Below are 14,813 nucleotides of genomic sequence, written 5' to 3'. Positions count from 1 at the left end.
TAATGTGAAGTTGCACATATCTTGATCCCCCTAAATCCCCTTAAAAAGGGGGACTTTGATAGATGTTTTTCCGGTTCCCCCCTTTTTAAGGGGGGTTAGGGGGGATCGAATTCTATGCAGCTTTATAAAAAATTGGTATTACATCAGATTCTGGCGGAGAAGGATTTATACCTGGAATGCTTAACTGTCCAGTTTCATAGGCGTAGAGGTTGGTAATATCTGCTTGGGTTCCCTCAATACGTGAAGACAGCACTGCCTCCCGGCGAATAAATGGACGGATAAGAAGATTAGGATTGGGCATAGTACGTCCTAGTCCTGCAAGTTCACCCAAGGCTCGATCGGCATCAGAAAGTGTGCGCCAAATTTCTGTATCGAGTTCTAACACTGGTGGTAAAGGGTTGGGAACAAAAGCAAAACAAGGATTTTCTCCTTGTATGATTTGCACTAATCGACCTGTTGGGCTATTTTGAAAGTATTCTGGCTTCATACGGTATTGCTATTTTCTGTGCCAACTATTTATTGGTAAAAAATCTTGTCCCTGCTTTTCTTCAAAGTTCCCCTTTAAATGCTTTGTCCAGAATAGAAGGTATAAGTGCATCAAGTTCTTTCATCGCCTGTTCTCTAAGTTGTTTCATTGTGTCTACTTTGGTTTGGAGTTCATCAAGGTAGGCGACGATGCGGTGTTGTTCGGACAGAGGTGGGACTGGAATTGAGAAAGAAGCAATATGTCCCTGATTAATTTTCCATATACCAGAGGTTGTTTTAGCAACTTCAGTTATTTTTTCTCGCATTAGTGGATTATTCCACCAAGCTACAAAAAATGAGGGCAAGATTTTATGGCTATCTAAAGGGACTAGGATAAATAAATCAGGAAATATAGTTCCTTCTGCAAACTTCTTAACAATCCCTGCTTGACCAACTAAATGTTTGCTACCATTTCCACGAACGATAAAAACATCTTCAGCTTTGACTAAATATTGTTGTGCTTCTTCGTGACTCATTGGTACTGGCTTAGAGTCAGTGCAATCTATCTGACCATCTCTGATTGCAGATAACCTTATGCACTTAATTCCTGATAGTTGCTCAGTTGCCCTGATGGATTTTCCATTCTTAAGATTTGTACGTCCTACTAACTTTTCTATAGAGATACTACTTTCTATATAATTATCAAAAATTTTTCTAGCAAGATTTTTATAAATCAAATTACTTTCCTCAAGTGCTTTTTGACGTAGCGATCGCACTTCCTCAATCTTCCCCACCAGTTCCTCAACCCGCATCATAATCCGGCGTTGTTGCTCTAGCGGGGGTGGGAGTTCTGGCAGTTCTTCAAAACTACCATCTTGTCGTTTCCTCACAACCTCCAAAAAGTTGCTGATAGCCGACTGAATCTCACTATCAACCATTGGCACTAAAATCTTCATCAATTTTTGACCATTGACGTTAGGCTGTGCAGAGCCTTCCTTTTCATCTAAAATTTGTGTCCAGTAAGCATCAGATTGAAAAAATGAATAAAGATACTCAGGTTCTACCAGTGGTTTTGGGCGAATTCGTATCAAGTAGGAAGCAAAAACAGCGTATGGAGCTTCTTTAACAAGATGTGTTTTTCCAGTTGTTGCACCAGTTCTTGCAAACAAAATGTCATTAGGGTAGATCAGATACTTTTCTGGCTCATCACATTTGCAATAGGGTACAGTATCCCAATTGATTCCACCATCTTTTAAATCAGTAATCCGAACAAATTTTGCTCCTATTTCTTCAATTGACGCACTAGCGGTAAAACCGTATTGTGGATTTTCGGCAAGTTTAGAAAGAGCTACAGATGGGTAGTATAATTGATTTAAAGTATTAAATATAATAGTTGAAGCAGCCCGAACAATTACTTCTGCTGAAGTCTGCTTAAATGTCAGTTTTAACATAGATAAGTATTAATATCACCAAGCGAATCTAACCTTCCAACATCCTCTTAATATCTGCCATAATTTCAGATATTCGCCTATCTTTATCTAAGATATCAGCCACCAACTGCTCAGGCGGTAAATGCTCAAAATCCTGCTGACTATTCGGGTTTTTGCGGTCAAGATTATAAATCGCCCAGTAAATAGCATCTCCTTTCGCTTTCTCATCTTTAGCAATCTCGCGCTGAATTTGCTCCGCAGTTTGAGCTTTTTTAACCTCATCCTTAACTATCTGAATCTGATTTTTAATCTGTGCAATATCTTTGGATGGTGAAAAATCCAAAATTGAATTCTGCAAACCTTGGATTTTCTCTGCTAATTCCTTGACTGTCTTTGCAAGTTGATTAGCTGTTTCCTCTGCTTTCTTACCAGCATCCCAATGAGGCGTTGCTTCTTTTATTGCCTGTTTATAAGCTTCCCTAAAGTTATATTTATAAGCTTGTTCATTCTCTTCTCGGTTCTTCCACCATGCCACACATTCAGAAAAATCTTCATCCTGTATCGGCTTAGTTTTCGTATAAGTTTTCCGTCCTTCTGGCAAAGGTAACTCATAGTACCAAATCTCATCCGTTTGTCCAGAACGGTCAAAAAATAACAAATTTGTAGGAATGCCAGTATAAGGCGCAAATACCCCATTAGGTAAACGGACAATGGTATGCAGGTTAAAATCCTTGAGTAAATCTTCTTTGAGTTTGGCGCAAGTATTATCCCCAAATAGCACCCCATTAGGAAATACTACTGCTGCGCGTCCTGGTTTCGATCTTTGTCTGAGACGACGCATAATCAACTGAAGGAATAACAACGCCGTTTCCTTGGTTTGTCTATCTGGGGGAAAGTTATTTTTAATTCTGTCTTCCTCCTCACCCCCAAACGGCGGATTTGTGAGAATCACGTCTACCCAATCCTTTTCACCCATCTCCGAAAGGGTAAACCGCAGACTATTTCCATCATCAATATCGGGATATTCAAAGCCATGTAACAGCAAACTCATGTGCGCTAACATCAAAGGCAAGGATTTTGCCTCACCGCCAATAATGCTTTTTTGTAATATCTGCCAATCTTGGGCGCTACAATTCTTTTTCAGGTATTCATACGCCTCCACCAAAAAACCACCTGTTCCGCAAGCAGGGTCAAAAATGGTTTCTCCCAGTTTCGGTTCCATCACCTGCACGATAAACCGCACTACCGGACGCGGGGTGTAAAACTCTCCCGAATCTCCCGCAGCGTCTCGCATTTCCTTCAGCATGGACTCATAAAGGGTGCTGAGGAGATTCACTTCTTCTGATTTATCAAAGTGAATATCATTTACCTTATTCAGCACATCCCACAGCAAAGTCCCGCTAATCATGCGGTTAGTGACATCTTTGAACACCTTGGCGATGACATCAGCGCGATCGCGTCCCGTTTTGCTTTTGAGATTCCGCAAATAGGCAAGCAACCCTGCACCTTTCGTGCCATCAGGTAAAATTGCCTCATCATTGTTGATGAAACTTTTCAGGCGATCGCCCATAAAATTTTCATTAGCAGCCCAATCCCGCCAACGATAAGGCGACTGAATTGTTGGTTTATAGGATATTCCCTCTAATTCTGTTTCCACCTCATGCAGTTTTTCGGAATCATCCAAAAGTTTCAAAAACATGATCCAAGTCAACTGGGGAAGACGGTCTAATTCTCCATTTAATCCCTTATCCGTCCGCATGATGTCACGCGCTGACTTAACCACGCTACCTAATTTTTGGGCTGTAGTGACGGGTTTCTCGTTTTGTTTGCTAGTGCGTTTGGGCATGAATATTTTAGTGCAACTATCATTATATTTAGTGAGTAACTGAAAATCAAATAATATTCGTTATTCTTGGTGATACAGTAATTTTTCTAATTGTTCAATATCATCTTTGTAAGATACAAAAATACTATTCTCCCTAAAAAAACTTGTTTCTCTTAAAAAATTGCTTTTATCCTTATCATTTAAACTGATAAACCACAATTTTATTTTACTCTCAGAAATACCTTCATATTTATCTAGTAAAAATTCCTTATGATTACGCAACTGATTAATTGCCATTTTCCTTGAAGAAGAGTTCGTTGATAATATTTTTATTTCCACCAGCCATTCTTCATTGTTACTCATCGAAGCTCTGATATCCCACGGATTATTATTTTTATAATCATGGGTATAAATATTTGTAGTTTGAGGAAGAAATATGTTATCCTCAACACCAAATAGTTTACCTGGAACATACTGATTATTAAAATTCATTATTAGGTTTTTTATTCTTGACTCTGATTCTTGAATCAGATACTTAACCCTTATAGAAATCGGTAGATTTGCCTGTCGAATCTCTGGAAGATATTTTACCTGAAAATTATTATCTTGAATATTTTTTTCTAGTAAATCAAGAAAATCATTCATAATGCTTGATATTAGCGTTATGACTTCGTTAACTTCTAGACTAACAGCATAATGAACTATTTTATTTCGATACTTTGTTAGTTCATCAATATTACTTCTTAGTGCGCTTATTTTAGATAATTCACTAATATCTAGCATAATTGCGGCACGCTCTACTGCTTTTTCAAAACCAACTGAGAATGCAGGTTTTTCTTGTTCAAATAAATCTAGTACAGACGCTTCAATTGTTTGAGGTTGATTACGCAGTTTAGCCAGTTTTTCTACTGCTGTATCTATATTTTCAAATATTAGATATTCATTAGTTTGAACGAGTAGCTGTTTGATCCCAAGTTCAATGCCATGATGAATCCAAATAACTGCTTCTTTGAGAAGCCAGCCATCTTGCTTTCTTTGCCCCTCTCCCCATAATTCGTAGCCTCTCTTGAGAGAATGGTAACAATTTTCAACTAATCCTATGCGTAAACTTGGTGGATTTTGATTCATTTAATACTCCATAAATTGAATTCTATAGTTGGCTAGGATTAAACTTTTATGCACTATACAAATATTCCTGTAGTTGATTCACCGCTTCCCTCAGTTCTTGAACTCCACCAAACCTTTGAGCGATTTCAGCCACATTGCCATATTTATCAAACTCGCGGTTAGCCTTAAATGTGGTTGGGATATTAAACTCATCAACTCCTTTGTCTGCATACTTGTCCAAAATAATCTCTAAAATTGCCCTAGCATCTTCCCCATATTGTTCAAAAAAATCAGCCTGACGACGACGCAAGCTTTCAGCCCTCTGCTTGCAAGTCAGCACTGGAGCATCAAAGGCAATATGACATAGTAAATCAAAAGGGTCAGCTTCGGGAAGCTTAGTAACTTGTTTTAACTCATCAAAATCAATATCCCTATCCGCTAACAACTCAATAATCTCTGAACGCTGTTCTGGATCTGCCCAGCATTGCTGTATTTCTATAGTGGAACGATACAGGATACGAACTTGTTCTCTGGTGTAGTCAATTAATCGAGGCAAGCGCAGTTGATTATCTGGATTTAAATCATAAATTCTTTCTTCAACAATCTCTTCGCTTCCCCCGTCAGCGTAATATTTCCGAGGTAGTATGTCATCATCATCTGGAAGTCCTGGAAATCCAGACCTTTCATCGTCTTCCAAGTCGTCTGCTTCCTCTTCTAACTCTTCTGACTCTAATTCCTCTTCATGTTCAGAGAGTATTTGCCCATTATCATCTATCTCTGATTCATTAATCAGGGCGGGTTCTCCATCAAAATCTCTATCCTCAAACAACACCGTGCTATTGGTGTAGTCGAGTATATTAAACGACCGTTTACCCCGTTCTTCTCGTACACGGGTTCCTCGCCCAATAATCTGCTTAAAGTCTGTCATTGAACGAATAACACGGGCAAGCACAACATTTTTACAGGTGGGAATATCTACCCCTGTTGTTAGCAACTTAGCAGTAACAGCAATAATGTGAGTTTCATCTAAGACATCTTTAAATTTGTAGAGATGTCCTTTACCCACATCACCAGCATCAGATGTAATGCGAGTTATATAGTCAGGATTTGTTTTGGTGATATCGCTGTTGAGGTTGCGTAATTCCTTGATCATTGCCTTAACGTGTTCCTCATCCACGCAAAAGACAATAGTTTTGGCATAGCGATCGCCACTTCTCAAAAAATCAGTAATGTGTTGTGCGATCGCTTTTGTCCGTGCTTCTCTCACTAACTTCTGCTCAAAGTCTGGAGTGAGATAAACTTCATTGGGAATTGTTCTTCCATAACGGTCAATCTGTCCAGCGTTAGGTCGCCATCCTTCGCGATCAGAACGGGTAGTAATCCGATAAACTCGATAGGGAGCTAAGAAACCATCATCAATCCCTTGTTTGAGAGAATATGTATAAAGGGGATTGCCAAAGTAGCGATAGGTATCAACGTTGTCATCCCGTAGCGGTGTTGCTGTAAGTCCTAACTGATACGCAGGTTCAAAATGTTCTAGAATTTGTCGCCAGTTACTTTCATCCCTGGCGCTACCTCGGTGACACTCATCAACAATAATCAAGTCAAAATAATCAGGATTATATTCTCTGTAAAGTCCAAAACTATATTGTGTATCACCAATAGCTTGATAAATAGCAAAGTAGAGGTCACGTCCTTTTTTCGCTTCCCCCTGAATTTTGTAAATTTTCTCTTGATTAAAGGCAGAAAAATCCTTATTCATGGGATCATCTACCAAAATATTCCGATCTGCCAAAAACAGAATTCTAGGAGAACGAGATTCTCCAGAAGTATTCCACTCCAAACTTGACAGTTTCCAAGCTATTTGGAAAGCAACAGTAGTTTTACCCGTTCCCGTTGCCATTGTTAGCAGTAGGCGCTTTTGACCTTTGAAAATTGCCGCTAGTGCAGCATTAATAGCATTTCGTTGATAGTAGCGCAGTGGTTTATCTGGAATTGGATAAAACGGAGTTAACAGTTTTTCTGCTATGTTCTCTCTAATTTGCTCCTTTGCTTCCCCAGTTAGTCGTCGCCAAAGTTCATCAGGAGTGGGAAACGATTCCATCACATCAGACTGCTTACCTGTGATGAAATCAAACTCTACAATTCCTTGTCCGTTAGTCGAGTAAGCAAACTTCACCCCTAGAAGATTGGCATAGTCTATTGCCTGTTCCAGTCCCTCATCAGGAGTTTTGTGTTTCCTTTTCGCCTCTACTACCGCTAAGGGAAATTCTCCGTTATACAGCAGCAAATAATCTGTAAACTTCCGTTGACCACGAGGTTGGCGCTTATTTTTCGGGCGAATTTTGCCATTAGTGAAGTAATACTGCTCAGTATAATCGTGAGGCTCTTTTTCCCACCCTGCATCTCTTAGTTTTGGCTCAACATACTTACGGCAGGTATTAGCTTCATTGCTCATTGCTTGCTATTTTACTAGTTAGTTTTCTAACTTAACACCTAGTTATGTCTACGCACAAAAAAATCATATTACCCTTGTTATTGAAGATGCAAATAATACTTGAGCGATAATCAGCGATCGCACTGCTTTTCTACATACATCGTGGCTCATAATATCTTTAATATAGTCACGAATCGTGAGTAAACGTGTTACTCAGATCAAGTAAGGTCATAGACATCATTCGCCCAAGGGCTGAATATAGAATCGACGCGCTCAGTGAAAAGCCCTTGGAGCCGATGGAATACTGTAAAAGATGGGTTGATATGTCCCCCGATGACCGGGGGTACAGAAAAGCCTGCATAGCCGCTCTCGCCGAAGCAACTGGGCTGAGTCCAAGGACTATAGGTAATTGGGGTTCTAATTTCGAGAAGCGCCCCAATTATGCAACGCATATCTTACGCATGGCTGATATGCTCAACCAAATCAAAAAAATAGTCCTACCCCCTGACTTTCCTCAACAATAATTTACTCGTGAATCGTGACTAAAATACTTGTGCTAAGAGCAGATATTTCTTAAGTTGAGGTCAGCAAGTATGGGTTTTGGGTGCAGTAGCTAGGTGTCTTCACAATTCCCTGCTGCTGTAACCCTTACTAACTTACGAACGCCCAAGATGCAAACTGGGAGGCAATCCCATCAAAATAAACATCAAATTGATATCCTCTGTCAGTTGCCCCTGGAACCGATGGAGTATTGTCGTCGTTGGGTTACTCACGAACCAGGACGTAATTATCGCAAAGCTTGCATTAATGCGATCGCGCAAGTTACGGGGACAAGTCCCAAAACTGTAAAAGACTGGGGAAGAAATTTTCGCTACAGGCCCAAATACGTTACCCGAATTTTACGGCAGGCTGATTTAATTAATCAATTTAAACAGCTTGTTACTCAAGGACTTATCAATTTACCTTCAGACTTTACCCAGGAATAATTTAGTCGCTAGTCGCTATCAGTTACTCTAAAAAACCATTGCAATGACTGCAAGGTTTCTTTAACCTTGACATACAGATTATCTTTTAGACGTGAGTGATGGTAGCAACAGCAGAACATCAAATGGATTCAATTTCGACATTTGATATTACAAAATATCCCTTATTCGATGTCATGAAGGACATCAAAATTGGACGCATTCAACTACCAGATTTTCAGAGGGATTGGGTATGGGACGATACTCATGTGCGTCGTTTGCTGGCAAGTATATCGCTGGCTTACCCTATTGGCGCAGTTATGATGTTACAGCAAGGTATCGAGCGCCAACAATTTAAACCGCGTCTGCTTGACGGTGTAATAAATGCTGCAATTCAAACGCCGAATTTGCTTGTGCTTGATGGTCAGCAAAGATTAACCACTTCTTTCATGGTGCTGCTATCTGAGCAACCCGTCGTTATCAAAGACCCCAAAAGCCAGAAATTGGCGAAAAAATGGTATTACCTAGATATTCAAAAATGCCTTGAACCAGAGTGCGATCGCAAAACCGCCATTATCGCTTTACCCGAATCGAAAGTTATGCGAACTCGAAACGGCGATTTTATTGACTGTTCAACTCTCGAAAACGAGTATGAAGCACTTTTATTTCCGTTATCCAAAGTATTCTTTTTCTCTGAATGGCGCAGCAAGTTTTCCAAATATTGGCAGTACGATTCTCAAAGACTCGAACTAATTGACACTTTAGAATTAGAAGTTATCAAGAAATTTGAGCATTATCAAATACCAGTCATTCAACTACGTGACTCATTGCCAAAAGAGGCAGTGTGCCAAGTTTTTGAGGATACTAATACAACCGGATGCGACCTCAATTTCTTCGATTTAATGAGTTCGAGTTACTGCGTGGGTGATTTTAGCCTTCGAGATGATTGGAAATACCGCGAAAATCGCTTTCAAACATTCAAAGTTTTGCGGAAAGTTCGTAGTACCGACTTTATGCAAGCTGTTACCCTAGTAGCTGGTTACGCTCGAAGAACCGAAGCAGCTAAACAGGGTTGGAATTTAGATAAATTACCTGGTGTTGCTTGTGGTCGTACCGAAGTACTAAAATTAACAAAAGAAGAATATCAAATATGGGCTGACCCAGTTAATAAAGGTTTTGAAGAAGCGGCTCGTTTTTTACGCGGTCAAAAAATCTTTGATGCTGATGATATTGCTTGTCCTATCCAGTTAGTTGCTTTAAGTGCAATTTTGACCATTATTGGCGATCGCTCTCGTTCGTTTCAAGTACGTTCCATGTTAGAGCGTTGGCTGTGGTGCGGGATGTTTGGTGAAATTTATACCCACTGGCACGATTCCCAAGCTGGACGCGATATTGTCGAAGTACCAGCATGGATTGAAGGTGGTTCCGTTCCCTTTGGTATCACGCAAGCAAATTTCTCGTTTGAACGACTTCTTAGCGTCAGAAAGCGACTTGGCGCAGTTTATCAGGGATTTGCGGCATTACTACGACGTGAAGGCGCAGTAGATTGGATTACAGGCGAGGAAATTAACGACGTTGTTTATTTTGAAGAACAAATCGATTCCCACCACATCTTTCCCGTAGCATGGTGTCGTAAACAAAGTATTGATCCTAAAAAATATAACTGTTTAGTTAATCGCACTCCTCTAAGTGCCAAAACCAATAAAAGAATCGGCAGCAAAGCACCTTCGGCTTACCTCAAAGAGTTCGAGCTACATGGAACTGCGGTAGCTAGCTTGGATGAAATAATGCGATCGCATCGCATCAAACTAGAAATTTTACGCAACGACGACTTTGAAATATTTTTCCAAGTAAGAGCAAAAGCATTAATGGAACTAATTGGGAAAGCTATGGGCAAAAATTTAAGCCTTGAATTAGTTGAGGATACTGATGGGAATAGTTACAGGCTAGATCCAGAAATCATCACCAAATATTAGGTAATTAGCAGTAAAGTCAAGACTTCCAAGCCAACTCTATTTCTCAGCAGATGCAGACTCTTGTTTTTTCAACCAATCCTTAATAGCATCTTCCAGCGCTGCCGTCTGGGTTAGTTCCAAACGAGCGCAGGCAATCTCAAATGCAATTTTTAACTCTTTAGGGATTCTTCCCCTAACTTCTCTTGTTTCTTCAGTCATCCCAGCACCAAGTCCCTGTCCGGGCTTAATTTTTGCATAGTATATTAACAAAAATGTATTTGCGCTATTTAACTCTTGCGCTCTTGCGTCATTAAGCTCATAATTAAATTGGGTTATTAATTACAACAATGCTTACGTGCATCTATGAGCGTGATCACGATTCAATGTCGTCTAGTTGCAGATGACGAAACCCTCCGCCATCTTTGGGAATTCATGGCAGAGAAAAATACGCCCTTAGTCAATGAAATATTGGAACGATTAGGAAAACATTCTGAATTCGAGATATGGGTTAAAACTGCAAAAGTTCCCAAAACTGCGATCAAAGAATTGTGTGATTCCCTCAAAACCCAAGAACCATTTATAGGTCAACCAGGTCGTTTTTATACGTCTGCAATAACCTTAGTCACGTATATATACAAGTCTTGGTTGGCTTTAAATAGGCGACGACAGCTTAAAATTGAAGGGAAAGAGCGATGGTTAGAAATGCTCAAAACTGATGTTGAACTGGAGCAAGAAAGTAAATCAAGTTTAGAAAATATCAGAATAAAATCAACTGAAATATTAGCTTCATTTGCAACACATAAAACTCATGAGACAAATCATAAAGTGAGAGGCAGAAGAAGCAGGAAGCCTAAAGATGAAAAAGCTGATAGACCAGATAAAGTTGTAACTATTAAACCAAGCCGTCTATTTGAAGCTTATCGTCAAACAGAAGATGCTCTGACAAGATGTGCCTTAGTCTACCTCCTGAAAAATAATTGTCAGGTAAGTTTTGTTGAAGAAGACCTCAAACAATACACCAAACAAAGACGAAAAAAAGAAATAGAAATTGAACGGCTGAAAATCCAATTAACAAGCCGAGTTCCTAAAGGACGAGATTTAACTGGTGAAAAATGGCTAGAGACCCTAGAACAAGCAGTTCAGCAAGTTGCCCAAGATGAAAAGGAAGCTAAATCGTGGCAAGCCAACCTTTTAAGAAAATCGAGTTCTATTCCTTTCCCAGTAGTTTATGAAACTACTGAGGACATGAAATGGGAAATCAACGAGAAGAAAAGACTTTTTGTGAAAAGTAGTATCACCGTAGTTGTTTCAACAACCATCCCGGCTAGGGGTGGGTTGAAAGATTAGCGTTGAGAATATTATCGATTTAATCTCGCGTTTCAACAACCATCCCGGCTAGGGGTGGGTTGAAAGTATATTTTCTATAACCCACAATCTTGATTCGTCGGGTTTCAACAACCATCCCGGCTAGGGGTGGGTTGAAAGTTCGACTTGTATTGAAACTTTCACCCGTTCTTATATATATCCGTTTCAACAACCATCCCGGCTAGGGGTGGATTGAAAAAATTTTTCATCATTACAACTTTATTAATTAAGAGGGTTGAAAGGCGCACTTCGTTCGGGATTATCCTGAATATTTGCATTTAAACCATGTCCATCTTAAAAACTGAAGGTTTTTAAACAGCCTATTGATACATGTAGCTTTTGGTATATAAGCTTTTCAAGCAATATTGATTGCAAACACCACAGGTTTAAACCAGGATAAAGTTTATATTAAACTTTGGGGAGGCTTGATTTTGAACCAGCCCCAAAAAATACAGTCGGCGACATTAATTTGTTAACGGTTGTAAGAGCAACTTTGATGACATTAATTTGTTAACAGCGATATTAATTTGTTAATAACGACATTAATCTGTTAACGACGACAAATAAAGTGTTATTCGACAAAATAAATCGGGATGACTGGATTCGAACCAGCGGCCCCTTCGTCCCGAACGAAGTGCGCTACCAAGCTGCGCCACATCCCGCCATAAAAATGGCATTGTAAATTAAGAATATCACAACCTGCACTAAATAGCAGAATTACATCTATATACATCTGATCGCTTCATCAAAGACTTTGCTTGCTAGGATTAAATTTGTATAACTCTAGTGGTAAAAGCGGATTGTGACTGTAAAACCAGACTGGTTGCGGGTGAAAGCACCTGGGCGTGAGCGCATCGGTAACGTTAAAGAAATTTTGCGGGATTTAGCCCTCAATACAGTTTGCGAGGAAGCGTCCTGTCCGAATATTGGTGAATGCTTCAACGCTGGGACTGCCACGTTTTTGATTATGGGGCCCGCTTGTACGCGCGCTTGTCCCTACTGTGATATTGATTTTGAGAAAAAACCCAAACCACTAGACCCCACAGAACCTACACGACTGGCCCAAGCTGTTCGCCGCCTGAACCTTAATCATGTAGTCATCACTTCTGTAAACCGAGATGATTTGCTTGATGGTGGTGCATCTCAGTTTATAGCGTGTATTGATGCAGTTAACTCTGTTTCACCCAACACCACAATTGAGGTGCTAATTCCTGACTTATGCGGTAATTGGAATGCTCTGGAGTCGATTCTACAGGCTGCGCCAGAGGTATTAAACCACAATACCGAAACTGTTCCACGCCTATATCGCCGGGTGCGTCCCCAAGGAAACTACGATCGCACATTAGAATTATTGCAGCGCACTCGCCAACTTTCTCCTAGCACATACACTAAATCCGGGATCATGGTTGGACTTGGTGAAACTGATGCCGAAATTCGCCAAGTCATGCAAGACTTGCGAACTGTCGATTGCGACATTTTGACCATTGGGCAATATCTCCAACCCAGTCAAAAACACTTGCAAGTAAACGAATTTGTCAATCCAGAACAATTTGCTGACTGGAAGGCATTCGGCGAAGAAATCGGATTTTTACAAGTTGTTTCTTCGCCATTGACAAGAAGCTCCTATCATGCAGAACAAGTCAGGGAGTTGATGGAACGCTACCCACGCTCGAAAGTTAGGAGTTAGGAATTAGGAATTATGAGTGAGCAGATGTACTCCAACACAAAACTTTCCGTTGCAATTCTGGGTGCAGGTGCTTGGGGTGCATCTCTAGCAAATCTCGCTGCCGCAAATGGTCATCAGGTGCGCGTGTGGTCGCGTCAAGGTTCCCAAACTCTCGAAGCAGTTTTAAAAGATGTCCAAATAGTCCTGTCCGCTATCTCAATGATTGGTGTGAGAGATGTTGCTTCCCAAGTTGAGTCTTTCCCCCTTTCTTCAGAGACAATTTTTGTGACAGCGACGAAAGGCTTAGATCCCGAAACTACCTGCACGCCTTCACAAATTTGGCAAACAATATTCCCTAACCATCCAGTGGTTGTTTTGTCTGGGCCTAATTTATCAAAAGAAATTCAAATGGAATTACCAGCAGCCACGGTGGTAGCCAGTAATATTCCCACGGCTGCGGAAGTAGTGCAGTTAGTATTTTCTTCTCATCGTTTTCGGGTATATACCAATCCTGATCCCTTGGGCGTGGAACTGGGGGGAACACTGAAAAATGTGATTGCGATCGCAGCTGGTGTATGCGATGGTTTACAACTGGGAACCAATGCCAAAGCTGCTTTAGTTACCCGTGGACTGACAGAAATGGTTCGCATCGGCAACAACTGGGGCGCTAAGACGGAAACATTTTATGGTTTATCAGGTCTAGGAGATTTGTTAGCAACGTGCAATAGTCCCTTAAGTCGCAATTACCAAGTCGGCTATCAGTTAGCTGGTGGTAAGTCACTTACAGAAACTCTCGCAAATTTACAAGGAACTGCTGAAGGAGTAAACACTTGCCGAGTTTTGATGCAACGAGCCAACCAACAAAACATCGCAGTCCCAATTACCGAGCAAGTTTATCGGTTACTTCAAGGCGAAATCACACCCGGACAAGCACTTGATGAACTGATGTTGCGAGATATCAAGCCAGAGTACAACTACTAGTTAGTGGTCTGTCAAATCAACTTGATAGCTAAATAAGTTAGTACTAAGGACTTTAGTCCTTATATCAAGCATTTCAGTGCTTACTACATAACAAGCTTTCCTTAGCTTGATGGGCTACTAGTTAGTAGTCTGTCAAGTTGAAGTTGGCACTTTCAGACTGACATGCAAAACGACGCAGGTAGATGGAAAGGGTGTTTGATAATTTATCCGCATCTTCTATCTCCGTGTCGAGAGAATTTTCGCCGTTAATGCTAATCACTTTCCCGACATCTATTAGTTCTACTTATACCTGAATAATCCTGAGAAAAAATTGCTAAATCGTCAGGATATTACTTTTGCACCCATGTAAATGTGACTATGCCAATTATAAAGATGACATTCACTGAAGGATGTTTATACTGTGTTACAAAAGTTACTATCAAAAAACCATCAAGGTTGAAATATTAACTAAGTAGTTCAAATATTCCAAACCTAGCTGTGGATTTAAATAGCTATTGGTTTAATCAAAAGTTTAGCAGCCGATTAAGTTCAGTAATTCTGTATCCAATAAAACCCTTACAGTTAATTTCTAAAAAAAATTGTAAGGGAACGTTCAACCATGTTAGTTCATCGTTAATCGC

12 protein-coding genes and 1 tRNA gene are annotated in these 14,813 nt (G+C 40.2%); 5 read left to right on the top strand and 8 right to left on the bottom strand.

The window, feature by feature from the left end; genetic code table 11:
* Positions 1–112 precede the first annotated feature (112 nt).
* The 5 genes from RMY32_RS11735 to hsdR form a co-directional block, all read right to left on the bottom strand.
* On the bottom strand, positions 113–487 hold the full coding sequence (locus RMY32_RS11735; RefSeq protein ID WP_322713776.1) for a Fic/DOC family N-terminal domain-containing protein: 375 nt from the start codon (positions 485–487) through the stop codon (positions 113–115).
* 61 nt (positions 488–548) lie between these two features.
* Positions 549–1,916, bottom strand: a complete 1,368-nt coding sequence (locus tag RMY32_RS11730) for a restriction endonuclease subunit S (RefSeq protein ID WP_322713775.1) — start codon at positions 1,914–1,916, stop codon at positions 549–551.
* Positions 1,917–1,944: 28 nt separating this feature from the next.
* Positions 1,945–3,741 (bottom strand): N-6 DNA methylase, encoded by a 1,797-nt coding sequence (locus RMY32_RS11725; RefSeq protein ID WP_322713774.1) that lies wholly within the window; start codon positions 3,739–3,741, stop codon positions 1,945–1,947.
* A gap of 60 nt (positions 3,742–3,801) precedes the next feature.
* A complete protein-coding gene (locus RMY32_RS11720) occupies positions 3,802–4,848 on the bottom strand; it encodes a hypothetical protein (RefSeq protein ID WP_322713773.1) in 1,047 nt (348 codons plus the stop codon).
* A 46-nt stretch (positions 4,849–4,894) separates the two neighbouring features.
* A complete protein-coding gene (hsdR, locus tag RMY32_RS11715; protein WP_322713772.1) occupies positions 4,895–7,285 on the bottom strand; it encodes an EcoAI/FtnUII family type I restriction enzme subunit R in 2,391 nt (796 codons plus the stop codon).
* 596 nt (positions 7,286–7,881) lie between these two features.
* Here hsdR and RMY32_RS11710 point away from each other — a divergent pair.
* Both RMY32_RS11710 and RMY32_RS11705 read left to right on the top strand, forming a co-directional pair.
* Positions 7,882–8,250, top strand: a complete 369-nt coding sequence (locus tag RMY32_RS11710; RefSeq protein WP_409882782.1) for a hypothetical protein — start codon at positions 7,882–7,884, stop codon at positions 8,248–8,250.
* 122 nt (positions 8,251–8,372) lie between these two features.
* Positions 8,373–10,202, top strand: a complete 1,830-nt coding sequence (locus tag RMY32_RS11705; RefSeq protein ID WP_322713770.1) for a DUF262 domain-containing protein — start codon at positions 8,373–8,375, stop codon at positions 10,200–10,202.
* Positions 10,203–10,238: 36 nt separating this feature from the next.
* Here the strand turns inward: RMY32_RS11705 and RMY32_RS11700 are convergent, their stop codons facing one another.
* Positions 10,239–10,451, bottom strand: a complete 213-nt coding sequence (locus tag RMY32_RS11700; RefSeq protein ID WP_322713769.1) for a hypothetical protein — start codon at positions 10,449–10,451, stop codon at positions 10,239–10,241.
* Between the two features lie 93 nt (positions 10,452–10,544).
* On the opposite strand from RMY32_RS11700, the gene cas12k reads away from it, so the two are divergent.
* Positions 10,545–11,528 carry a type V CRISPR-associated protein Cas12k gene (cas12k, locus tag RMY32_RS11695; protein ID WP_409882779.1) on the top strand — a complete coding sequence of 328 codons (984 nt, stop codon included), beginning with the start codon at positions 10,545–10,547 and terminating at the stop codon, positions 11,526–11,528.
* Between the two features lie 606 nt (positions 11,529–12,134).
* On the opposite strand, the gene RMY32_RS11690 is transcribed toward cas12k, so the two are convergent.
* A tRNA-Pro gene (locus RMY32_RS11690) sits at positions 12,135–12,208 on the bottom strand.
* 140 nt (positions 12,209–12,348) lie between these two features.
* Here RMY32_RS11690 and lipA point away from each other — a divergent pair.
* Positions 12,349–13,233 (top strand): lipoyl synthase, encoded by an 885-nt coding sequence (gene lipA / locus RMY32_RS11685; RefSeq protein ID WP_322713768.1) that lies wholly within the window; start codon positions 12,349–12,351, stop codon positions 13,231–13,233.
* Between the two features lie 24 nt (positions 13,234–13,257).
* Positions 13,258–14,193, top strand: a complete 936-nt coding sequence (locus tag RMY32_RS11680) for an NAD(P)H-dependent glycerol-3-phosphate dehydrogenase (RefSeq protein ID WP_322713779.1) — start codon at positions 13,258–13,260, stop codon at positions 14,191–14,193.
* 121 nt (positions 14,194–14,314) lie between these two features.
* Here the strand turns inward: RMY32_RS11680 and RMY32_RS11675 are convergent, their stop codons facing one another.
* The gene (locus tag RMY32_RS11675) at positions 14,315–14,452 is read right to left on the bottom strand and encodes a hypothetical protein (RefSeq protein WP_322713767.1); all 138 of its coding nucleotides are present in this window, start codon (positions 14,450–14,452) and stop codon (positions 14,315–14,317) included.
* Between the last annotated feature and the right edge of the window lie 361 nt (positions 14,453–14,813).

Origin of the sequence: Nostoc sp. ChiSLP03a, assembly GCF_034531215.2 — a bacterium.
Taxonomy (GTDB): Bacteria; Cyanobacteriota; Cyanobacteriia; order Cyanobacteriales; family Nostocaceae; genus Nostoc.
This window is presented reverse-complemented; position numbering and strand designations above follow the sequence as displayed.

Coding starts and splice junctions, on each gene's coding strand:
- RMY32_RS11735 (WP_322713776.1), bottom strand. CDS start 487: ATGAAGCCAGAATACTTTCAAAATAGCCCAACAGGTCGATTAGTGCAA.
- hsdR (WP_322713772.1), bottom strand. CDS start 7,285: ATGAGCAATGAAGCTAATACCTGCCGTAAGTATGTTGAGCCAAAACTA.
- RMY32_RS11680 (WP_322713779.1), top strand. CDS start 13,258: ATGTACTCCAACACAAAACTTTCCGTTGCAATTCTGGGTGCAGGTGCT.
- RMY32_RS11725 (WP_322713774.1), bottom strand. CDS start 3,741: ATGCCCAAACGCACTAGCAAACAAAACGAGAAACCCGTCACTACAGCC.
- cas12k (WP_409882779.1), top strand. CDS start 10,545: ATGAGCGTGATCACGATTCAATGTCGTCTAGTTGCAGATGACGAAACC.
- RMY32_RS11720 (WP_322713773.1), bottom strand. CDS start 4,848: ATGAATCAAAATCCACCAAGTTTACGCATAGGATTAGTTGAAAATTGT.
- RMY32_RS11730 (WP_322713775.1), bottom strand. CDS start 1,916: ATGTTAAAACTGACATTTAAGCAGACTTCAGCAGAAGTAATTGTTCGG.
- RMY32_RS11705 (WP_322713770.1), top strand. CDS start 8,373: ATGGATTCAATTTCGACATTTGATATTACAAAATATCCCTTATTCGAT.